We start from the raw sequence: 21,918 nt of genomic DNA, 5'->3' as shown, positions 1-21,918 counted from the left end.
CGCTGGACACGGGAGCGTTCGTCTCGCGCCAACGCCGGTGGTGGACTCCCCGGGATCGCTACCGTCCCTGGGATGAGCGCACGAGCAGGGGTCGACGGTCGGACGACGCGAGCGAGGACGGCAGCCGTGGTCGTCGTCCTGACACTGCTGGCCGCGCTGCTGGCACCGCCGGCGCAGGCGATGACTCAGCCTCCTCCGCCCGGCGCGAGCACGCCGACGCACCGCGTGGACGTCCGCAGTCCGGGCGCGGACGGGCTGACCCTGAAGCATCCCCTGTCGGACCTTCCGTATCGCGTCGTCCGCGTGGCGCCGGGCATCGGCGTCACGGACATGATCCCGTCCGCGCGGACACGGGAGAACGGACTGGACCCGGACGGAGCGGTGCTGTCGGAGGACCGCTTCCAGACGCTGGTCGATCGGGTCTCGGACGTCCTCGATCGCATCCGAGCGACCCCGACGGGCGCCCTCGAGCTGAAGGCGATCCCGCATCTCGTCGGCCCCGACGCGACGTCCGTCTGGACCGTCTCCGGGCCGGACGGATCAGCGCGGGTGACGTCGGACGTGCAGATCGTGTTCGCAGGACGCGCCCACAGCGGGCTCGACGGGACGACGGCGACGACCTTCGACCCCGACCTCGCGGGAGTGGGCAGCATGATCAGCCTGAGCCCGGACTTCTGGGAGGAGGGGGACTCGGCACGGTCGATGTGGTTCGACCCCGCCTCGGGGGAGGGACGGATTCTGAGCACCGAGACGGCCGTGCACCACGAGCTCATGCACGCGGTGGCAGCGGCGGCGGGAGCCGAGCCGACGGGCGGAATCTGGGTCCTCACGCCCGAGTGGACGAGGTGGCCGCTGACCGGTCCCGCGGATGGTGACGCCGAGATCCAGGAGAACCTGACGGAGGTGTTCGCCCACGGGGGTCCGGGCGGGTTGACGAGGGCGAGGGCGGTGCTCACGTCGCCCGGCCCGAAGGGTGAAGCGCCGGTGTTCACGAAGGAGGAGTTCCCCTCGATCGGCGTGGATCCGTGGTTCCTGCGGGCTCAGAGGCATGCGACGGACAGGTCTCTCGCCGCCGGCACTCCGGCGGCGCAGCGGGAGGCCTGGCGCCGCGCCGCGGCGGCCCGGCTGAGCATGGCCCTGCACCCGCCGACCGAGCTCACCTTCGCGCGCGAGCGGGGCGTCGTGACGCGCCCCGAATACAACGCCAGCATGTTCGAGCTCAAGGGAGAGCTGCTGACGACGCTCGATGTCACCGTCCCTCACGGCTTCGCCGACTGGGAGGCCCCCGATCTGCGGGGTCGGACCGACGTCGTGCCGATGAGAGGGACGTGGGAGGCGCCGGAACCGCCCGATCTTCCGCCCGCAGCGCCGGAGGGGGCGCCGAGCCGGTCCGCTTCACCCGGCGGGTCCGAGGACCGACACGGGGCGCACTCGGGAGAGTCGTGCCTCACCTGCGCGGTCACGGTGCACCGGCGTCCGTCCCAGGAGGACGCGGCGGCCTTCAAGGCGCGGGTGGCGGCGGAGGTGGGGTCGGCGTTCGAGGGTCCGCGGGCGGTGCAGCGGCGGGTGCTGGCGGATCCGGTGGGGGATGCGATCCGGCAGGTGCATGGTCCGGGTCTGGCGTCGGGGGTGTGGGCGCGGTATCCGAGGGTCGTGGCGGGGTTGGAGCGGGCGTCGTTCCGGTTCCTGGCGGGGTCGGATTCGTTGAGCGCGGCGGGGATCGGGCTGGATGTTCTGGGGTTGGTGCAGGGGGATGTGAGTGCGCTGTCGATCACCAACACGACGGCGGACATCGTGACGACGATCGCGCCGATGCTGGGGTCGCGGATCGCGACGACGCTCGGTTCGGCGGGGGCGGTGATCGGGTTCATCACGTCGACGATCGCGTTCAATCAGGGTGGCAGTTCGACGGACTTCATCTTCTCGATGGTGGGGTTGGTGGCGAGTGCGATGCCGGAGTTGGCGCCGTTCATGATCCTCTACACGGCGGCGTCGATCTGGTCGCGCACGTCGCCGGTGGAGGGGGCGATGGATGCGGGGCAGCAGATGGCGATCGCGTTCAAGGACTGGGCGCTGCCGTCGCTGGAGAAGCAGGCGGGTGCGATGGCGGACGCGATGCGGGACGCGGTCTCGGACCGGATGGAGGAGGCCAGGTATCGGGCCGACTATCTGCAGACGAAGGTGGATCTGGAGCAGTTGAGCGCGGGGGACGACCTGACGACGGGCGGTGGACCCTCTGGCGGTCAGGAGCAGAAGCGTCTGATCCGGGAGGCGACGGATCAGGAGCTCGCTCGGATCGCTGAGGCGGGGGCGTTGAGTCTTGATCAGGGGTTGGATGCTCTGCTGGACGTGTACAACAACGGCGCCGTATTTACCGAGTTCCGCAAGAAGTGGGCGGACACGATGAACGAGAACGGGGGCGTGTCGATCAACGGGTTCAAGCACCACGTGGACCTCGACGCCCTGCCCACGACCAACCCGACGCCGGTGCACGTGGACGAGTTCACGACTCCGCTGGGCTCGATCCGGACGACGATGCAGAGCCGGTACCGGCACGCGCTCGACGCGCTGCCGTTGTGGGCGCCGTCGAAGAACGCCTTCGCGACGCCGATCGTGACGGAGGAGAAGGTGCTCGCCACCGTGGCGAAGGTGCAGCGGGACTGGGGCTTCACCGCGCCCGCGCCCTCAGCGACCGTCGACGGTGTGACCTCGTTCACCGGGACGGGCACGCCGGGCTCGTTCGTGCAGATCTGGAACCCGAACACCCACGCCCTCGTCTGCGGGGCGACGAAGGTCAACACGGTCGGGCTGTGGGTCTGCCGCAACGAGAAGGGCCTCCAGGAGCCGGGGACGAGCGCTACCTACGAGCTGTACTCCTCGACCTCCGACACGGGCGGGTTCGCGAGCACCGGGAAGACCGTCACGGTCACTACGACGGGAAAGCCCAAGCCCAAGCCTGTCGTCGAATGGGGCACGGACCTGCGCGTCGAGGGCCGTACCGTCACCGGGACCGTCACTGCCGGCGCCGTCGTGCAGCTGCAGACCATGCCTCGAGACAGCGTCGACGCGACGAAGAACGGACTGCCCGTCTCCGACCCGGTCACCGCGACGGACGGGCACTTCACCCTCACCGCGAGACCCGACGCCCCCGGCGGCAGCACCCGCCTGGTCGCCACGTTCAAGGACCACACGATCGCCGAGCGCATCGTCCTGGACGGCGGACCGACCGCCCACGCGCGGATCCCGGAGAGCGTCGAGGACTCACCCATCCGCATCCTCCACCTCACCGCGACCGGCATCGAGGGCGTCGTCCCCGCGGGTCAGAAGCTCCAGCTCCGGCTGGGCGAGGACCCCGCGCTGTCCCCGGTCGACACCGATGGGACCGGCAGCTTCCGAGTCACCTTCGACCGGCCGCTGCCGATCCCGCAGACCATCACCCTCCGCAGCTGGCCCACGGACAAGCCCTGGCAGCAGAGCACGCGCACCGTCGTGTGGGCCGGCCACGACCAGTGAGCACCAGACCGCGGTGCTGAGGGGGCCCTTCCGGTCCGGTCGCCCTCGGCGACTCCCGGACGTCGGAGGCCTCCTCTAGGCTTCGGGCACCGCTGACGGACGGAGACCCGATGACGATGCCCGACCTGCCCGCGACGAGTCCGGACAGCAGCCCGCACGACGTCATCCGGGTGCGCGGCGCCCGGCAGAACAACCTCCGCGGGGTCGACGTCGACATCCCGAAGCGCCGGATCACGGTGTTCACGGGGGTCTCGGGCTCCGGCAAGTCGTCGCTGGTCTTCGGGACGATCGCGGCCGAGTCGCAGCGGCTGATCAACGAGACCTACTCCGCGTTCCTGCAGCAGTTCATGGGCTCGCCGGCCCGGCCGGACGTCGAGTCTCTCGACGGGCTGTCGGCGACGATCGTCGTCGACCAGGAGCGGATGGGCGCGAACGGCCGCTCCACCGTCGGCACCGCGACCGACGCCTACACGATGCTCCGCATCCTGTTCAGCCGCATCGGCGATCCGCACGTCGGCACCAGCGGGGCGTTCTCGTTCAACCTGCCCGAGGGAATGTGCCCGCGCTGCGAGGGCACCGGCCGCGTCTCCGACATCGACCTCGACGCGCTGCTCGACCGCTCGAAGTCGCTCGAGGGCGGTGCGCTCGACGCGATCCCGAACTTCGTCGTCGGCGGCTGGTACTGGAAGAGCCTCGCCGAATCCGGGCTCTATCCCGCCGACGTGCCGATCGCCGACTTCACTCCGCAGCAGCTCGACGACTTCCTGTACAAGCCGGCCGTCAAGATGCCGATCGCCGGCATCAACATGACCTACGAGGGCCTCGTGGTCAAGGTGACCCGGCTCTACCTCGCGAAGGAGGCGGCTCAGGCGCACATCCGGGCCTTCGCCGAGCGGGTGGCCGCCTTCGGCCCCTGCCCGGAGTGCGGGGGAGCGCGGCTCACCCGCGCGGCGCTGGGCTCGCTGATCGCGGGCCGGAACATCGCCGAGTGCTCGTCGATGCAGGCGACCGACCTCGCGGAGTGGCTTCGCGGGGTGCGCGATCCCTCCGTCGCGCCGATCGTCGAGGCGCTGCTGGGCACGCTGGACGCGCTGGTTCAGGTCGGGCTCGGCTACCTCTCGCTCGACCGCGAGTCCGGGACGCTCTCCGGCGGCGAGGCGCAGCGGGTGAAGATGGTGCGGCACCTGGGGTCGAGCCTCACCGACATCACCTACGTCTTCGACGAGCCGACCGCGGGACTGCACCCGCACGACGTCTCGCGGGTGATCGAGCTGCTGCGCCGACTCCGCGACAAGGGCAACACCGTGCTCGTCGTCGAGCACAAGCCGGAGATCATCGCGGTCGCCGACCACGTCATCGACCTCGGGCCGCGGGCCGGCTCGCACGGCGGCGAGATCCGCTTCGAGGGCTCGGTCGAGGCGCTGCGCGGATCCGACACCCTCACCGGCCGGCACCTCGACCACCGGGTGCCGCTCAAGAGCGAAGTGCGCCGACGCACGGGCGTCGCCGAGATCCGCGGGGCCTCCACGCACAACCTGCGCGGCGTCGACGTCGACGTGCCGCTCGGCGTGCTGACGGTCGTCACGGGCGTCGCCGGGTCGGGCAAGTCCTCGCTGATCCACGGCTCGCTGGCGAAGCGGCCGGGGGTGATCGTCGCCGACCAGTCGCCGATCCGCGGCTCGCGGCGCAGCAACCCCGCCACCTACACCGGCGTGCTCGATGCGATCCGCACCGCCTTCGCGAAGGAGAACGGCGTCAAGGCGGCGCTCTTCAGCGCCAACTCCGCTGGTGCCTGCCCGGTCTGCAAGGGCGCGGGGCTGATCTTCACGGAGCTCGGCCCGGCGGCGACCGTCTCCTCGATCTGCGAGGAGTGCGAGGGCAAGCGGTTCACCGCGGAGGTGCTCGAGTACCGGCTGCGCGGGAAGAACATCCACGAGGTGCTCTCGATGCCGATCGTCGAGGCGGCGGAGTTCTTCGGATCCGGGCCGGCGCACACGATCCTGGCTCGCCTCGTCGACGTGGGGCTCGGCTACCTCACCCTCGGGCAGCCGCTGAACACGCTGTCCGGCGGCGAGCGGCAGCGGTTGAAGCTCGCGATCAACATGGCCTCGAAGGGCTCGGTCTACATCCTCGACGAGCCGACGACCGGCCTGCACCTGGCCGACGTCGACAACCTGCTCGGCCTGCTCGACCGCCTCGTCGACTCCGGCTCCTCGGTGATCGTGATCGAGCACCACCAGGCGCTGATGGCGCACGCGGACTGGATCATCGACGTCGGCCCCGGCGCGGGGCACGACGGCGGGTCGATCGTCTTCGAGGGGACGCCGGCCGACCTCGTCGCGGGCGCGCCGACGCGCACCGGCGACGCGCTGCGGGCGTACACGGCCTGACCGGACGGCCCTCGGAGGGCCTCTGCTGGTCGAGCAGCCGCGCAGCTGCGTCTCGAGACCCGGTCTCCGAACGACGGTGGATCTCGATACGCCCTCTTCGAGGGCTACTCGATCAGCATGAGGCGGCCCTCTCTCCGGGGCTGCTCGGTCAGCAGGAGATCCATGCTGGTCGAGTAGCCCCGCAGGGGCGTATCGAGACCTACCGTCCTCCGCAGGGCGGGCTTGAAGGCTCATCCTCTGGCGCCGGTGGATCTCGATACGCCCGCTCGGCGAGCTACTCGATCAGCATGGATTGCGATCCGCCGTCGCGAGGGGAGGGCTGCCGGCGTCAGCGCGAGAACGGGCCGCTCAGGGCCGCCCACTGCAGCAGCATGATCGTCTTCGCGTCGATGATCTGGACGCCGATCTGTGCGAGGGCCTCGTCGAAGGACAGCTCGACGAGCTCGGTGTCCTCGCCCTCGTCCGCGAGCCCGGCGTAGACGCCGTCGCTCGAGCCGGCGCGGTAGGGGCCGGCGTAGAAGTGCAGCATCTCGGTGATCGAGCCGGGGCTCATGTACGCGTCGAAGACGTGCTCGAGCCGGCCGACCTCGAGGCCGGTCTCCTCGGACGCCTCGCGGCGCGCGCCCTCCTCCGGACCGTCCTCGTCGAGCAGGCCCGCCGGCACCTCGAGCAGCATGCCGTCGAGGTTGCCGTTGACGTAGGTGGGGTAGCGGAACTGCCGCACCAGCACGACGGAGCGCGCCTCGAGGTCGTAGAGCAGCACGGCCGCGCCGTTGCCGCGGTCGTAGGTCTCGCGGTGCTCGGTGGTCCAGCGGCCGTCGCGGTGCCGGTACTCGAACTCGGTGGTGCGCAGGACGTACCAGTGGCTGGAGAGGAGGGTCACCGACTTCACGACCACGTCGGGGTTGCCGGTCAGGTCGTAGCCCTCGCGGTCGAGGCCGGTGCGGCCCCGAGCGTCGGGGGCGTCGATGCCGCGGCGGGTCTGCGTGCTCTCGGAGTGCGACATCCCTCAGCGGAAGTTGACGAACTGGAGGTCGAGGTCGAGGTCGGCCCCGCGCAGCAGCGCCATCGTCGCCTGGAGGTCGTCGCGGCTCTTGGACGAGACGCGGAGCTCGTCGCCCTGGATCTGCGACTTGACCGACTTGGGCGCCTCGTCGCGGATCAGCTTGTTGATCTTCTTCGCCTGCTCCTGGTCGATGCCGTCCTTGAGCGTCGACTCGATCCGGTACTCCTTGCCCGAGGCGAAGGGCTCACCGGAGTCGAGGCTCTTGAGGCTGATGCCGCGCTTGATCAGCTTGGTCTGGAAGACGTCGAGGATGGCGTTCGCCCGCTCCTCGGTGTTCGCCTTGATCAGGATCTTCTCGCCGCTCCACGCGATCGAGGCGCCGACGTTCTTGAAGTCGTAGCGCTGCTCGACCTCCTTGTGGGCCTGGTTGAGGGCGTTGTCCGCCTCCATCTTGTCGACCTTGCTGACGACGTCGAACGTTGAATCTGCCATGCCTCCGAGCTTAGCTTTCGTGCCTCCGCCGGGCCGATCCGGAGGCGCGCCTGGTACGAAGGGACGGTGCGCCGCCTCCCCGTCCTGCTGATCCTGCCGCTCGTCGGCCTCGTGCTCGTCGGCTGCACCCGCCCCGCGGACCCCGCGGTGGAGTACGAGGACGGACTCGTGACGGTGCCGCCCGCCGCCCCGGCTCCCGCCGCGGCCGACCCTGCGCTGCTGGAGGACCCCGAGGAGGCGGCGGCGACTCCGGTGCGACAGCTCACGAGCGGGGACTGGCTGGCCGGCACCGCCGAGGGCAGCGGCATCCCGGTGCGCGCGCTCACGGCCTACGCCGGCGCGGCGCTGCTCACCTCCTCCGTCGACCCCGGCTGCGGCCTCGACTGGGCGACGCTCGCCGGTATCGGTTACGTCGAGAGCCGGCACGGCACGATCTTCGGCGGCGAGCTCGGCGAGGACGGGCGCCCCACCGAGCCGATCTACGGACCCTCGCTGGACGGCACGCGGTTCGACCGCGTCGAGGACAACGACGGCGGCGCGCTCGACGGCGATCCCGAGACGGACCGCGCGATGGGCCCGCTGCAGATCATCCCCGCCACCTGGATGCGCTGGGCGTCGAGCGGCTGGGACCCGCAGAACGTCGACCAGCAGGCGGTGACGGCGGCGCGCTACCTCTGCCAGGCGGGCGGCGACCTCACCACGCAGTCCGGCTGGCGCGACGCGATCGCCGCGTACAACCCGGCGACGAGCTACGCGGGCAAGGTCGCCGAGGCGGCGTCGCGCTACGCCGCGGCGGCGGGCTGAGGCCGATTTCCGATCCGGGGAGCGCGTGGGTATCCTTGTCCAGCGCCTTCGGTCGAGAGCTTGACTCCCGGTCGGGTGCGCGACGGCGAGTTACCCTAGCGGCCAAAGGGATCTGACTGTAAATCAGACGGCGTAGCCTTCGGGGGTTCGAATCCCTCACTCGCCACAGCACTGCGACCGAAGCCCCGCACGCGCCTCCACGAGGCGGGTGGCGGGGCTTCCTCCGTCTCCCGGTCTTTCTGGAGCGTGGGTCTCGATACGCCCCTCCGGGGCTACTCGACCAGCATGCAGCTGCCGCGGCACTCAGTGCTCATGCTGACCGAGCAGCCCGCGCAGCGGGCGTATCGAGATCCACCCACGTCAGCAGGGTGAGTCCGCAGACCCGGCTCGCTGGTCACGGCGGTCTCGATGCGCCCCTGCGGGGCTGCTCGACCAGCATGCAGCGAACCGTGCACACGCCCTCGCCACCGCCGGGAGGATCACGACCGCGTCAGGTCCGGCGTCAGTCGTAGTGCAGGGCGGGGTTGAGGATCTGCCGGCCCCAGAGACGATCGCGATCGCGAGCGGAGAGTCCCGCCTCGGTGACGGCGTCGTGCCAGCCGTCGTGGACGGCCGCGACGACGTCCTCCGTGATGCGGCGTCCCTCCTTCGTGCTCAACCCGTAGGTCCCGCTCTGCTGGATCAGCAGCGGCAGGGAGGAGCGGCGCTCTCCCCGGCGGCCGAACGCCATGGCCTGGGAGGCGCTCTCGCCCGAGCGCGGGCCGGGGGTGAGGTCGAACGCGGGTGTCAGCCGGAGGGAGGCGCCGTCCCAGAACGCCGCGTGATTGCGAGCGTGGTCGTCGCTGTTGCTGATGGCCATGTTGAAGGCGATCCGGCGGAACAGCTCCTCGCCGGCGGTCGCGTCGCCGTACTGCCGGAGGACGTCGAGGATCGCCGGGTAGGAGACGTAGCGAGCCGTCATCTCGCTCTCGCCCGCCAGGGTCAGTCCGCTGATCACGTGCCGACGGGTGCCTTCCGGTCCCCGGTCGAACCTCTCGAGCAGGAGGACGTCCTTCCCGCCCGCGGTGACGACCTCCCACTTCGGCACGTCGATGCCCGCCCGCGCCGCGAGTGCGAGCATGGTCGCCTCCGCACGGACGTAGGAGAACAGCCGGTCGGTCGAGGAGGCGAACTTCGCGAGGAAACGACGCCCGTCCTCGCCGATGAGCGTCGCCTTCGGCCGCGCGCCGCCGATGGAGGTGCCGTGCTCGAGCGCCGCCTCGAGCTCCGGGGTCAAGCGCACGCCGGCTTCCAGGGCCTCGGCGGCTCGTCGCAGCTCCTCGAGCGTCGCCGAGTCGGATCGGGAGACGTAGTCCGTGGGCGACTCCTGGAAGTCGAGGGCGCCGAAGCGATCCGAGCCGGAGCGCAGCAGGTAGTCGATCTCGTTGAGATCGTCGTCCTCGCCGAGACCGAGTCCGTAGCGGATGACGCCGCGGCCCCATCCGTCCGGCGCGCCGTCGCGGAGTGCGCCGGCGATGACCAGACCGTCTCTCGGCGGCTGGGCGCCGCGGGTCAGAGGAAGCTCGGGCGCGAGGGCGATCGCCCCCGGCCGCTCCAGATAGCTTCGCGCGTAGGCGAAGCGTGTGGCAGTGCCGTCCGCTTCCACGAGTCCGGCGACGACGGGTACCTCGGCGCCGGGAAGCCAGGTCCAGACGTAGGCGCGGTCAGAAGTCGTCATCGACGACCGCCGCGGCCCGTCGGACTCGCGAGGGGAGCAGGGCGAGCCGCTCCTCTCCGCGGCGCCGCAGGCGAGCCATCTCGACCGGGTCCTCGATCCCGAACGGCGCGCTGCCCGTGAGGACGAGCAGCTCCAGCACCGTCGCGAACGCCGTGCCCGGCGCACCGGATTCGGCCGCGAGGACGGTGCGCTCGGAGACGCCGGCACGGCCCGCGAGTTCGCCCGCCGACCAGCCGCGATCGCCGCGCCCGGTGCGGATCAGCTGACCGGTGACGCGGAGGGCGTCGTCGACCACCGGACGCGGCTGTAGAACGCGCTTGGCCATGTGACCTCCATAAATGCAGCCTCAGGGGTACTGAGACATTGTTTATGGGGGCAATATTAGCGCGCATCGTGTCTCGATGCCCGGAGGAGTGTCAGCGCGACGCCGCGAGGAACTGCGCGAGGGAGAGCGGGGCGCGGCCCGTCAGGCGCTCGACGTCGCCGGAGACGTGCTGCATCTCGCCGGCGGCGACGGCGGTGTAGGTGCTGATCCAGGCGTCGAGCTGCCAGTCGGGGGCGTTCCAGCGGCGGCGGGAGGCGCGCGCCTCCTCGAGGGTCTCGTCGACGAAGACGGCGGGGCGGCCGGCGACGGTGAGGACCGCGGCGATCTCGTCGAAGGTGAGGGCCTCGGGGCCGGTGAGCTCGTAGGTCGCGCCGCGGTGCTCCTCCGGGGCGCGCAGGATCGCGGCGGCGGCGCGGGCGACGTCCTCGCGGGCGACGATCGCCGCGCGGCCGGAGCCGGCCGGGCCGCGGATCGCGCCGTCGTCGCCGAGCATCGCGGGGACGAAGTCCAGATAGAGGTTGTCGCGGAGGAAGGTCCAGTCCATCCCGGAGGCGCGGATCGCCTCCTCCGTCGCGGCGTGGTCGCGCGCGAGCGTGAAGGTCGCGGTGGGGGAGGCGCCGGCGAAGGACGTGTAGACGACCTGCTCGACGCCCGCGGCGGCGGCGGCCGCGACCATCGAGAGGTGCTCGGCGAGCCGGTCCTCGTTCTCGGCCGCGGACACCATCAGCAGGAGCCGGACGCCGTCGAGCGCATCGCCCGGGTCGGTGAAGGAGGAGCGGACGGCCGTCGCCCCCGGCAGCTCGGGCGCACGCGAGGGGTCGCGGGCGAGGAGGCGGAGGGGGAGGCCGGCGTCGGCGAGCAGGCGCGCGACGCGGCCGCCCACCGCCCCGGTGGCTCCGGTCACGGCGATCGGGGGCTGAGGGGTCACGGCGGCGCTCATGCCCCCATGATCCTCCGCAGGTCCGGTCGCCGTCTGCCCCGCCTGCGTTCGTCCCCGCCCGCCCGGCCGGTCCCTAGGCTGGACGCATGAGCGCCCACGCCTCCCTCCTCGCCATCGCCCGCTCGATCGCCGTCGAGGCGGCGCACCTCGCCCGGCAGCGCCGCCAGGACGGGGTCGAGATCGCCGCCTCGAAGTCGTCGCCGGAGGACGTGGTCACGGCCGCCGACCGCGAGGTCGAGCAGCTGATCCGCCGCAGGCTCGCCGAGGCGCGGCCGGACGACGGCTTCCTCGGCGAGGAGTCGGGCGCGGGCGGCGGGACGAGCGGGCTCACCTGGGTCGTCGATCCGATCGACGGCACGGTCAACTACCTCTACGGCATCCCCTCCTACGCGGTCAGCATCGCGGTCGTCGAGGGCGAGCCGGAGCCGGAGACGTGGACGGCGCTCGCCGGGGCCGTCGTCAACGGTGCGACCGGCGAGGTGTACACCGCGAGCCGGGGCGGCGGGGCCGAGCGCGACGGGGTCGCGCTGCACGTCACTCCGCCCGCCTCGCTCTCGCTGGCGCTGGTCGGCACGGGCTTCGGCTACGACGCCGGGCGCCGGATGCGCCAGGGTGCTGTCGTGCAGGAGCTGCTCGGCTCGGTGCGCGACATCCGCCGCATCGGCTCGGCGGCGCTCGACCTCTGCGCGGTGGCCTCGGGGTCGCTGAACGCGTACTACGAGCGCGGGCTGAACCCGTGGGACCTCGCGGCGGGCGCCCTCGTGGCGGAGGAGGCCGGGGCCGTCGTCGCCGGCTTCGACGGCCGCCCGGCGGGCAACGGGCTGCTGATCGCGGCCCCGGATCCGATCTTCAGCGAGCTCGAGGCTCTGCTGCGGCGGCTGCGCGCCGACGAGGTCTGATCGGGGACCGGTCTGCGCGGAGTCGGTGCATGCGCGCGCATGATCGCGCAGGATCCGAGCGCCGAGCGCGGATCCGGCGACGAGGATCCGGCCTCTGCGCGACCCGCTCTGGCCGGATCGGGAGTCCGTGGTTATCCTTTATGAATTCGTGACATTCGCACAGGATGCGGTCGCGGATCCCCGAGAAGCGCTTCGACTCCCTGGCGGAGTGCCCCTCGTCCCCTGCCCCCGACGGAAGATCCGGATTTCGTGAGCCCCGATTCGCCCTTGCCCGCTGCCCACGCATCGACTCCCGGCGAATCCCTCCCACCCCTCACCCGTCGCGAGCTGCGCGAGCGCGAGCGCGCTCAGGCCCTGGCTGCCGACGTCCAGGCCGAGGGAGTGACGGTCGGCCCGGCCGAGCTCCGCGATGCCGAGCTGCGCGTCGCCTCCGTCCGCTCCGCGCCGCCGGCGCCCGTCTCCGCACCCCGCGTCGCGCCGCTGCGACCCGTGCGGTCCAGCCGCCGGATCGGCGGGCTCGTCGCGCTGTCGTTCGTCGCCGCGATGGTGGCGGCGACCTCGCTGCCGGCCACGTCGCTCCTCACGGCCGAGGAGGTGCAGGCGCAGAACCTCGTCGTCGCGCCCGGCGGCACCGTCGACCGCGGCGCGCAGTCCTTCACGACCGGCGAGGTCAGCGCCGAGACCGTCGCCCGCGACGGCTTCGGCGTGCAGGAGCGCAAGACGCAGACGGACATCGCCGCCATCGGCCGCACCTCCGACGCGGGCTTCACCAACGACCCGAACGCCTCGATCCAGTGGCCCTTCGCCGTCGGCGTGCCGGTGGGCGACCGCTTCGGCTACCGCAACTGCGCGGGGTGCTCGGTCAACCACGGCGGCACGGACTTCAATCCCGGCAACGGCTCGCCGATCCAGGCGATCGCCGACGGCGTGGTCCGCACCGTGATCGACGGCGAGGGCTCGCTCGGCGTGCACGTCATCGTCGACCACGAGATCGACGGCCAGCTCGTCTCCAGCGTCTACGCGCACATGCAGCACGGCAGCGCGGCGGTCAACGAGGGCGACCCGGTCAAGGTCGGCCAGCTGCTCGGCCTCGTCGGCACGACCGGCATGTCGACCGGACCGCACCTGCACTTCGAGATCCGCCTCGACGGCGTGACCAAGGTGGACTCGTACCTCTGGCTGAAGGCGAACGCCGGGCGCTGAGCCACCGCGGGCCCGCCCGCTCCTGTTCGGTCTGCAGGCGATCCGCGCCGCAGCGCCCGTTCCGCCGCGGGAGCGCAGCCCGCGGCGGCCGATCGCCTGCAGATCGAACTCTGGGACGTCAGTCTTGGCGCAGCCAGACCGTCGTGTCGCCCGGCAGCGCCGGCTCGTGCAGCTCCTCCGAGGCGAGCACGACCGTGCCGACCGGGAGCTCCACCGGCGCCGAGCCGGTGTTGGCGATGACGGTGACGCCGCCGTTCCGGAACGCCACGACCTCCTCCGGGTAGCCCTCGAGCCACTCGATCGAGCCCGAGCCGAGGTCCTCCGCGCGGCGCACCGCGAGGAGCGCCCGGTAGAGCTCGAGGGTCGACCCCTCGACGCCGGCCTGGCGGTCCCGCGCGAACGGCGCCCAGTCGCCGGGCTGCGGGAGCCAGGAGTCGCCGGAGTCGTTGAAGCCGTAGGCGGGCGCGTCCGCCTCCCAGGGCAGGGGCACGCGGCAGCCGTCGCGGCCGTAGCGCTCGCCGCCGGTGCGGAACCAGGTCGGGTCCTGGCGCGCCGCGTCGGGCAGGTCGATCGCCTCGGGCAGGCCGAGCTCCTCGCCCTGGTAGACGTAGGCGGAGCCGGGCAGCGCGAGCATCAGCGCGGTCGCGGCCCGCGCACGGCGGAGGCCGAGCACCGGATCGGGCAGGCCCGGGGTGCGCGGGCCGATGCCGTAGCCCTGCGGGTTGTCGGCGGTGAGGGCGAGGCGGCTCGCGTGACGCACCACGTCGTGGTTCGAGAGCACCCAGGTGGACGGCGCGCCGACCGCGGCGAACGAGCTCAGCGAGGAGTCGATGATGTCGCGCAGCGCGGGTCCGCCCCACGGCGTCTCGAGGTAGGCGAAGTTGAAGGCCTGGTGCATCTCGTCGGGGCGCACCCAGCGGGCGAGCTTCGAGAGCGGCTGCACCCACGCCTCCGCGCAGAGGACGCGGTCGGCCGGGTACTCGGCGAGCAGCGCGTGCCAGTCGCGGTAGATCTCGTGCACGCCGTCCTGCGCCCAGTAGGGAGCGGTGACGGGCTCGGCGTCGTCGCCGGGCGCCACGCCGCCCATCGAGCCGCTGTCGGCGGGCGGGGTGTAGTCGGGCAGGCCCTCGGCCTTGATCATCCCGTGCGCCACGTCGACGCGGAAGCCGTCGACGCCGCGGTCCAGCCAGAAGCGCAGGACCTCGCGGAAGCGCTCGCGGACCCACTCGTTCGTCCAGTCGAAGTCGGGCTGCGAGGTGTCGAAGAGGTGCAGGTACCACTGGCCGGGGGTGCCGTCGGGCTCGGTGACCCGGGTCCAGGCGGGGCCGCCGAAGACCGACTCCCAGTTGTTCGGCGGCAGTTCGCCGGTGGCGCCGCGGCCGTCGCGGAAGAGGTAGCGGGCGCGCTCGTCGCTGCCGGCGGGAGCGGCCAGGGCGGCCTGGAACCAGCGGTGCGCGCTCGAGGAGTGGTTGGGGACGAGGTCGACGATCACGCGGATGCCGAGCGCGTGGGCGCGGGCGAGCATCGCGTCGAAGTCGCCCAGCGTGCCGAACAGCGGATCGACGTCGCAGTAGTCGGCGACGTCGTAGCCGGCGTCCTTCTGCGGGGAGGTCATGAACGGCGAGAGCCAGATCGCGTCGATGCCGAGCTCGGCGAGACTGTCCAGGCGCGAGGTGATGCCGGGGAGGTCGCCGATCCCGTCGCCGTCGGCGTCCGCGAAGGACCGCGGGTAGATCTGGTAGATGACCGCGGTGCGCCACCACTCCGCACCGGGCCGGCCGGCCGCCTCCGGGAACGAGACGGGGGAGCTCCCGGGAGCAGGGGAGTTCTCGGGCGCGCCGGAGAGAGCGGAGTCCAGGGTCATGGCATCAAGGGTAGCGGGCGCCCCGGAAGCACCCGGCCCGGCGGAGGCGCCGCCTGGCCTAGGGTCGACGGGTGAGCGAAGAGACCCCGGAAGCCGCCCGCGCCCGACGCCGGAGGGCCCTGCTCTGGGTGGTGCCGCTGCTCGTGCTGCTGATCGGCGGGCTGTTCGCGGTGACGCTCGCCGTCGGCGGCTACGCGCTGCGGACGATGACCGGCGGCTAGGCGGTCGCGGCCGGGCCGTCCTCGTCCTCGGGCTGCGGCGCGCTCGAGCGCTCGGCGGCCTCCTCGGAGGCGTGCGCCGTCTCCGGACCGGTCGCCCGCGAGGCGTCGTCCGCGCGCTGCACGGCGTCGGCGAGCTCGTCCGAGACGAGGAACCCGGTGGAGACGGCCTCGGCCCGGTAGGCCGCGCGGCCGACCATGTGCGCCGAGATCGGCACGGTCAGCAGCTGGAAGCCGATCACCAGGACGACGGTGCCCGCGGCGGCGAAGCCGGGGTTCCGGATCGCGACGGCGAGCATCACGCAGATGATGCCGAGCACCTGGGGCTTCGTGCCCGCGTGCATCCGCGAGAGCAGATCGCCGAAGCGGAGCAGGCCGATCGCGGCGACCAGCGAGAGCAGGGCGCCGACGGTGACGAGCACGGCGGTGACGACGTCGAAGAAGACGTCCATGTCAGTCCTCCTCGCGGTTGGCCATGAACTTGGCGACGCTGATCGAGCCGAACACCGCGAACAGGGCGAGCCCGAGCGCGACCGGCAGCGTCGTCGCGTGGTGGTTGATCGCCATCTCGGCACCGAGGCCGCAGAGGATCGTCGCCACCAGCACGTCGGCGGCGACCACGCGGTCCAGGACCGACGGGCCGATCAGGATGCGCACGAGCGCGAGCAGGGCGGCCGCTCCGAAGATCGGGACCAGGATCCAGACGAGCCACTCGATCATCGGAGCACCCCCGCGTTCTCGCCGAGCGGCGCGCTGACCCGGGCGACGTCCTCGCGCGAGCCGATCGCGCGGACGATGCGCGCCTCGGTGCGCAGGACCGTGCGGCGGACCTCGTCGATCCGGTGGCCCTCGTCGTGAGTGACCCCGAGCACGTGCAGGTAGAGGACGTTCAGCTGGGGGTCGACGTCGATCACGAGCGAGCCGGGGACGAGCGAGACGGCCTCGGTCGTCCAGACCAGCATCCCCTCGGAGCGGCTGCGCAGGTGCACGGCGACGATCGCGTTGTGCACGGGGACCGGCAGGGTGAGGATCTGGTACGAGACGCGCACGGAGGCGACCGCAATGTCGTAGGTGAGGCGCAGCAGGAAGACCAGCAGGTGCCAGGGGTTCACCCGGTTGGAGAACTCCACCGGCGGCAGGTAGAAGACGCGGGTGATGATCAGCGCGACCAGGAAGCCCGAGACGATCGAGAGCACCGACACGTCGTCCCAGAGCAGCACCCAGATGCCGACGAGCGTCACGAACATCGCGAACCGGTTCCAGAAGTCGACGCGGCGGCGGGGGCTCATCGGGGGCCCTCCTCTCCGAAGGACGAGTCGCGGTAGACCGTGGCGATGTAGGTGGACGGGTCGGCGACCGCGGCGGCGGCCTGCTCGCTGGCGTCGTAGAGCGGGCCGGCGGCGATCGTGAGGCCCACGCCGAAGACGACCATGCCGGCGGTCGCGAGGACCATCATCGGCGGGGAGTGCCGGGTGCGGACCGTGCCCGTGTCGTGCGGGTCCTCCTGCAGCTGGTCGATCAGCGGGGACTCGTAGCCGGGCACCTCCTCCTGGCGGCGCCAGAACGCCATGTTCCAGACGCGGGCGACCGCGTAGAGGGTGAGCAGCGAGGTGACGGCGCCCGCGGCGATGACCGCCCAGATCAGCCAGGAGGGCTGGTCCGCGGCCGACTCGGTGCCGGCGACGAAGAGGCCGACCTTGCCGAGGAAGCCGGTGAACGGCGGGATGCCGCCGAGGTTCATCGCGGGGATGAAGTAGAGCAGCGCGAGCAGCGGCGAGGCCTTCAGGAGCCCGCCGAGCCGGAGGATCGAGGTGGTGCCGCCGACGCGCTCGATCAGCCCGGTCGCGAGGAACAGGGTCGTCTGCACGGTGATGTGGTGGATCACGTAGAAGATCGTCGCGGCGTAGCCCGCCTCCGTGCCGATCGCGATGCCGAAGACCATGTAGCCGATGTGCGAGACCAGGGTGAAGGAGAGCATCCGCTTGATGTCCGCCTGCGCGACCGCGCCGAGGATGCCGACCACCAGCGTCAGCAGCGCGACCACCATCAGCACTTCCATGAGCCTGCCGCCCGGGAAGAGCAGCGTCTCGGTGCGGATCAGCGCGTAGACGCCGACCTTGGTGAGCAGGCCGGCGAAGACGGCCGTGACCGGCGCCGGAGCGGTGGGGTAGGAGTCCGGCAGCCAGAACGACAGCGGGAAGACCGCGGCCTTGATCCCGAAGCCGAGCAGCAGCACCACGTGCAGCACGAGCTGGACGTCGGCGGGCAGCTCGGCGATGCGGATCGACAGCTGCGCCATGTTGACGGTGCCGGTGGCGCCGTAGAGCAGGCCGATCGCGGAGAGGAAGAACACGCTCGAGACCAGGCTGACGACCACGTAGGTCGTGCCCGCGCGGATCCGCGGCGCGGTGCCGCCCAGGGTGATCAGCACGTAGCTCGCCGCGAGCAGGATCTCGAAGCCGACGTAGAGGTTGAAGAGGTCACCGGCGACGAAGGCGTTGAGGATGCCGGCCGAGAGGATCAGGTAGGTCGGGTGGAAGATCGTGACCGGCGTCTCGCGATTGCCGTCGACCAGGCCCTGGCCGACCGAGAACAGCAGGACGCCGAGCAGCGTGACCGAGGTGATCACGAGCATCAGGGCGGCGAGCGGATCGACGACCAGCACGATGCCCCACGGCGGCTCCCAGCCGCCGACGTAGACCGCGCTGCCGCCCTCCTGGCCGGTGAGGACCAGGACGAGCAGCACGGAGGAGATCACCAGGACCGCGGACAGCGTGACGATGTTGACCGTGATCTGCGCGCGGCGGTGCCGGCCGAGCACGAGGGCGACGGCGGCTCCCAGCAGGGGGAGGGTGACGACGAGGGGGATCAGCACGTTCATCGGTCCTCCTTCCTGTCGTCGGTCATGGCGCTCTCGCCGTGCTTGGCGGCGGTGCCCTCGTCGCTCGATTCGAGCAGGACGTCCAGGGCCCGGTCGTCGGCCGTGGTCTGCGCCGAGATGCCGGCCGCGTCCTCACGGACGGAGGCGTCGGTCTCGTCGTTCTCGACCTGGTCCGCGTTGGCCAGGCGCCAGCGCCGGTAGATCATCGCGAGCAGGAACGCGGACACCCCGAAGGTGATCACGATCGCCGTCAGGATCAGCGCCTGCGGCAGCGGGTCGGCCATCTCCTCGGCGATCTGCTCGTAGGAGCGGCCGTCGTCGGTCACGAACGGCGCGAGGCCCGAGCGGCCCGCCATCAGCAGGATCAGGATGTTGGTCGCGTTGCCGACCAGGAGGAAGCCGATCAGGATGCGGGTGAGGCTGCGCTCGAGCATCTGGTAGACGCCCGCGGCGTACAGCACCGCCATCACGACGACGAGGACGAGGGTGATGCTCATGCGTCGTCCCCCCTGCCCGGTCCGCCGACGACCGTGGAGCCGGTCGGCAGCTTCGTCTCGAGGCCGTCGACGGTGCCGGCGCCGGGGCCGGGGGTGCTGTCGGTCGAGTGGGTGACGCCGTCGCCGGACGGGTCGCCCTGCTCGGCCTCCTCGCCGTGGCGGTCGACCTCGCCACCGAGGCTGCGGAGGATGTCGAGGGTCAGGCCGATCACGATCAGGTACACGCCGATGTCGAAGAGGGTGGAGGTGCCCAGGTGCAGCTCGCCGAGGACCGGCAGGTAGAGGTCGAGCCAGCTCGACTCGAGCACCTCGAGGCCGAAGGCGAGCGAGGAGACGGCGGTGCCGACCGCGAAGAGCAGCCCGAGTCCGAGGACCTTGCCCGCATCGATCGGCGCGGCCTCGCCGAGCTCGAACCGGCCGCCGGCCAGGTAGCGCGCGACGAGGGCGAGACCGGCGAGCAGGCCGCCCGCGAAGCCGCCGCCCGGGGTGTTGTGGCCGGTGAAGAGCAGGTAGACCGAGACGATCATCGCGGGGTGGAAGAGCAGGCGCACCAGCACCTCGAGCACGATCGAGCGGTTCTCGGGGCGCAGCGTGCGGCCGGCGACCAGCCAGGAGCCGCGGTCGCCGGTCTTCTCCGCGTCGGCGGAGGGAGCGGTGAGGTCGGTCGCGCGCTCCTCGCGGTCGGCCGCGCTCTGGTGCTCGAGGCGCGGAGCGCCGCCGGCCCGGCTGGAGAGGAAGATCAGGCTCGCGACACCGGTCGCCACGACGACCAGCACCGAGATCTCGCCCATGGTGTCCCAGGCGCGGATGTCGACGAGGAGGACGTTGACGATGTTGCGTCCCTTGCCCTCCTCGTAGGCCAGGCGCGGGAGGTCGACGGAGATCGGGGTCGCGGTGCGGGCGCCGAGGGCGATCGTCGCGGCGAGGGCCATCACGGCGCCCACCGCGATGCCGATGACGGCGCGCAGGCGCTTGCGCATCGGCTGGTGCTTCTGCGCGATCCGGGTGGGGAGGCGGCGCAGCACGAGGACGAAGACGACCAGCGTGATCGTCTCGATCAGCGCCTGGGTGAGCGCGAGGTCCGGGGCGCCCTGGATGGCGAAGAGCGCGACCATCCCGTAGCCGGTCGCGCCGGCGAGCAGCACGGCGGCGACGCGGTTGCGCGCGACGGCGCAGAGGATCGCGGCGAGGATCATCACGGCCGCGACCGCGAGCTGGCCGGGCGAGTCCCAGAAGACGAGGTCGCCGGGCCAGGTGCGGTTGAGCGCCGCGGCGCCGCCGACCCCCAGCACGAAGACCGCGAAGATCACCGTGAGGTAGCGGGGGAGCGAGCCGCGCTGGACGAACTCGGTGACGGTGCTCGCGACGCGGTCGAGCCAGCGGACGGTGGCCCAGTAGCCCTCGGCGGAGTCGATGGTGTTCGGGACCTTGGACTGGATCCGCGCGACCGCGATCCGCTTGGCGAAGAGCAGCAGGCCGATCGCGATCACGATCGCGCTGAGCGCGAGGGCGGGCTCGAAGCCGTGCCAGAGCGCGAGGTGGTAGCCGCCGTGGTCGGACTCCTCGGCCGCCGCGGCGAGCCGCGGGTCGGCGTCGGGGGCGCCGTAGGGGAGCGTGTCGGCGTAGACCGCGACGAGCGGGTCGAGCAGGGAGGCGCCGATGCCGCCGACGAGGCTCACGACCGCGAGGACGACGGTGGGCGCGGTGAAGGTCCACGGCTCCGCGTGCAGGTGGGTGTCCTCGAGGCCCTTCTTGCGGGCGAACGCGCCCCAGAAGAAGCGGGCCGAGTAGGCGACGGTGAGGATCGAGCCGAGGACGAGGCCGATCAGCGCGACCCAGGCCCAGAACGAGCCCTGCTCGATCGCGGACAGCAGGCTGGTGAAGACCGCCTCCTTTGCGACGAAGCCGAGCAGCGGCGGGATGCCCGCCATCGAGAGCACGCCGAGCAGCGCGGCGCCGGCGAGCACCGGGGCCTGGCGGCCCAGGCCGCTGAGCTTGCGCAGGTCGCGGGTGCCGGCCCGGTGGTCGACGATGCCGACGGCGAGGAACAGCAGCGCCTTGAACAGCGCGTGCCCGATCAGCAGGGTGAGGCCGGCGAGGGCCGCGTCGCGCGAGCCGAAGCCGACCGCGACGGTGAGGAAGCCGAGCTGGCTGACGGTGCCGTAGGCGAGGACGAGCTTGAGGTCGTACTGGCGGAGCGAGCGCCAGCCGCCGACGAGCATCGTCCAGACGCCGACGCTGACGATCACGGGGAGCCAGACGGCGTCGTCGGCGAAGCCCGGCGCGAGGCGCGCGACCAGGTAGATGCCGGCCTTCACCATCGCGGCGGCGTGCAGGTAGGCGCTGACCGGGGTGGGCGCGGCCATGGCGGCCGGCAGCCAGAAGTGGAAGGGCACGAGCGCCGACTTCGAGAACGCACCGAGCAGGACGAGGACGAGCGCGACCGAGACGATCGGGCCGGAGGGAGCCGCGGCGACGATGCCCGCGAGGCTCGAGGTGCCCGACTCGACGATGAGGATGATCACGCCGACGAGCATGGCCAGGCCGCCGAGAGTGGTGACCAGCAGGGCCTGGAGGCCGGCTCCGCGGCTCTCCTTGCGCCCGCTGTAGTGCCCGATCAGCAGGTAGGAGAGGACGCTCGTCGCCTCCCAGAAGACGAAGAGGATGATCACGTCGTCGGCGGTGACCAGCCCGTACATCACGCCGGCGAAGGCGAAGAGCAGGGCGGCGAACCGGCCGAGCGACGGCTCGTCGCGCGTGAAGTAGCTGCCGCAGTAGGCGAGGACGAGGGCGCCGACGCCGCTGACGACGAGCGCCAGGACGATCGAGAGCGCGTCCAGCCGGAACGAGAGCGAGATGTCGAGGGAGGGGATCCACGGGATCTCCTCGCGCAGCTCCCCGCCGGCGAGGATCGTCGGCAGCGAGGCGGCGGTCGAGACGAAGGTCGCGGCCGGCACGAGGGCGAGGGCGTAGAAGACCTTAGGACCGAAGCGGTCGACGATCCACGGCGTGATCACCGCGAGGGCGAACGTGATCGCGAGGGTGAGGAGCATCACACAGTCCTCCCCGGTACCACTCAGCACAGTTGTCCAGACAAGGATAAGGGAGGCCGGGCGGCAGGAACCTGAGTGCGGACGGGCTTGACGACCGCCCTCCCCGTGCCGTGACG

18 protein-coding genes and 1 tRNA gene are annotated in these 21,918 nt (G+C 71.8%); 7 read left to right on the top strand and 12 right to left on the bottom strand.

Going from position 1 to position 21,918, the window contains the following annotated elements:
• Positions 1-72 precede the first annotated feature (72 nt).
• Entirely contained in the window at positions 73-3,513 is a 3,441-nt protein-coding gene (locus tag EDF22_RS13175; protein WP_148059188.1) for a hypothetical protein, read from the top strand.
• A gap of 116 nt (positions 3,514-3,629) precedes the next feature.
• Entirely contained in the window at positions 3,630-5,903 is a 2,274-nt protein-coding gene (locus EDF22_RS13170) for an excinuclease ABC subunit UvrA (protein ID WP_185038950.1), read from the top strand.
• 328 nt (positions 5,904-6,231) lie between these two features.
• On the opposite strand, the gene EDF22_RS13165 is transcribed toward EDF22_RS13170, so the two are convergent.
• Both EDF22_RS13165 and EDF22_RS13160 read right to left on the bottom strand, forming a co-directional pair.
• Complete coding sequence (locus tag EDF22_RS13165) at positions 6,232-6,909, bottom strand: NUDIX domain-containing protein (RefSeq protein WP_123705333.1); 678 nt, start codon at positions 6,907-6,909, stop codon at positions 6,232-6,234.
• Between the two features lie 3 nt (positions 6,910-6,912).
• Positions 6,913-7,401 carry a YajQ family cyclic di-GMP-binding protein gene (locus tag EDF22_RS13160; protein ID WP_123447856.1) on the bottom strand — a complete coding sequence of 163 codons (489 nt, stop codon included), beginning with the start codon at positions 7,399-7,401 and terminating at the stop codon, positions 6,913-6,915.
• A gap of 66 nt (positions 7,402-7,467) precedes the next feature.
• On the opposite strand from EDF22_RS13160, the gene EDF22_RS13155 reads away from it, so the two are divergent.
• Positions 7,468-8,205, top strand: a complete 738-nt coding sequence (locus EDF22_RS13155; protein ID WP_123705332.1) for a hypothetical protein — start codon at positions 7,468-7,470, stop codon at positions 8,203-8,205.
• Positions 8,206-8,289: 84 nt separating this feature from the next.
• Positions 8,290-8,371: transfer RNA gene (locus EDF22_RS13150), tRNA-Tyr, on the top strand.
• A gap of 336 nt (positions 8,372-8,707) precedes the next feature.
• On the opposite strand, the gene EDF22_RS13145 is transcribed toward EDF22_RS13150, so the two are convergent.
• The 3 genes from EDF22_RS13145 to EDF22_RS13135 all read right to left on the bottom strand — a co-directional run bounded on the left by EDF22_RS13145 (position 8,708) and on the right by EDF22_RS13135 (position 11,187).
• Positions 8,708-9,922, bottom strand: coding sequence for a type II toxin-antitoxin system HipA family toxin (locus EDF22_RS13145; RefSeq protein ID WP_123705331.1), 1,215 nt, complete (start codon positions 9,920-9,922; stop codon positions 8,708-8,710).
• Positions 9,909-10,247, bottom strand: coding sequence for a transcriptional regulator (locus tag EDF22_RS13140; protein WP_123705330.1), 339 nt, complete (start codon positions 10,245-10,247; stop codon positions 9,909-9,911). The genes EDF22_RS13145 and EDF22_RS13140 overlap by 14 nt, the downstream gene beginning before the upstream one ends.
• A 91-nt stretch (positions 10,248-10,338) precedes the next feature.
• Positions 10,339-11,187 carry an SDR family oxidoreductase gene (locus tag EDF22_RS13135; protein WP_123705329.1) on the bottom strand — a complete coding sequence of 283 codons (849 nt, stop codon included), beginning with the start codon at positions 11,185-11,187 and terminating at the stop codon, positions 10,339-10,341.
• An 86-nt stretch (positions 11,188-11,273) separates the two neighbouring features.
• Here EDF22_RS13135 and EDF22_RS13130 point away from each other — a divergent pair, with 86 nt between their 5' ends.
• Positions 11,274-12,086, top strand: a complete 813-nt coding sequence (locus EDF22_RS13130; RefSeq protein WP_123705328.1) for an inositol monophosphatase family protein — start codon at positions 11,274-11,276, stop codon at positions 12,084-12,086.
• Between the two features lie 267 nt (positions 12,087-12,353).
• Complete coding sequence (locus EDF22_RS13125) at positions 12,354-13,289, top strand: M23 family metallopeptidase (RefSeq protein WP_148059187.1); 936 nt, start codon at positions 12,354-12,356, stop codon at positions 13,287-13,289.
• 118 nt (positions 13,290-13,407) lie between these two features.
• Here the strand turns inward: EDF22_RS13125 and EDF22_RS13120 are convergent, their stop codons facing one another.
• Positions 13,408-15,153: an alpha-amylase family glycosyl hydrolase gene (locus EDF22_RS13120; protein WP_123705326.1), complete on the bottom strand. Its 1,746-nt coding sequence runs from the start codon at positions 15,151-15,153 to the stop codon at positions 13,408-13,410.
• Between the two features lie 71 nt (positions 15,154-15,224).
• Here EDF22_RS13120 and EDF22_RS20870 point away from each other — a divergent pair, with 71 nt between their 5' ends.
• Entirely contained in the window at positions 15,225-15,374 is a 150-nt protein-coding gene (locus EDF22_RS20870; RefSeq protein ID WP_159422145.1) for a hypothetical protein, read from the top strand.
• Here the strand turns inward: EDF22_RS20870 and mnhG are convergent.
• Genes mnhG through EDF22_RS13090 form a run of 6 tightly spaced genes read right to left on the bottom strand, consistent with a single transcriptional unit; the run spans position 15,371 to position 21,802 of the window.
• Positions 15,371-15,823 carry a monovalent cation/H(+) antiporter subunit G gene (gene mnhG / locus EDF22_RS13115; protein WP_123705325.1) on the bottom strand — a complete coding sequence of 151 codons (453 nt, stop codon included), beginning with the start codon at positions 15,821-15,823 and terminating at the stop codon, positions 15,371-15,373. The two genes, EDF22_RS20870 and mnhG, sit on opposite strands and share 4 nt — an antisense overlap.
• 1 nt (position 15,824) lies before the next feature.
• Positions 15,825-16,091 carry a monovalent cation/H+ antiporter complex subunit F gene (locus EDF22_RS13110; protein WP_123705324.1) on the bottom strand — a complete coding sequence of 89 codons (267 nt, stop codon included), beginning with the start codon at positions 16,089-16,091 and terminating at the stop codon, positions 15,825-15,827.
• The gene (locus EDF22_RS13105; protein WP_123705323.1) at positions 16,088-16,660 is read right to left on the bottom strand and encodes a Na+/H+ antiporter subunit E; all 573 of its coding nucleotides are present in this window, start codon (positions 16,658-16,660) and stop codon (positions 16,088-16,090) included. The genes EDF22_RS13110 and EDF22_RS13105 overlap by 4 nt, the downstream gene beginning before the upstream one ends.
• Positions 16,657-18,252 carry a Na+/H+ antiporter subunit D gene (locus EDF22_RS13100; protein ID WP_123705322.1) on the bottom strand — a complete coding sequence of 532 codons (1,596 nt, stop codon included), beginning with the start codon at positions 18,250-18,252 and terminating at the stop codon, positions 16,657-16,659. The genes EDF22_RS13105 and EDF22_RS13100 overlap by 4 nt, the downstream gene beginning before the upstream one ends.
• Positions 18,249-18,749, bottom strand: coding sequence for a Na(+)/H(+) antiporter subunit C (locus EDF22_RS13095; RefSeq protein WP_123705321.1), 501 nt, complete (start codon positions 18,747-18,749; stop codon positions 18,249-18,251). The genes EDF22_RS13100 and EDF22_RS13095 overlap by 4 nt, the downstream gene beginning before the upstream one ends.
• The gene (locus EDF22_RS13090) at positions 18,746-21,802 is read right to left on the bottom strand and encodes a Na+/H+ antiporter subunit A (RefSeq protein ID WP_123705320.1); all 3,057 of its coding nucleotides are present in this window, start codon (positions 21,800-21,802) and stop codon (positions 18,746-18,748) included. The genes EDF22_RS13095 and EDF22_RS13090 overlap by 4 nt, the downstream gene beginning before the upstream one ends.
• Positions 21,803-21,918: the final 116 nt, after the last annotated feature.

This window comes from Rathayibacter sp. PhB127, from assembly GCF_003751665.1.
Lineage (GTDB): Bacteria > Actinomycetota > Actinomycetes > Actinomycetales > Microbacteriaceae > Rathayibacter > Rathayibacter festucae.
This window is presented reverse-complemented; position numbering and strand designations above follow the sequence as displayed.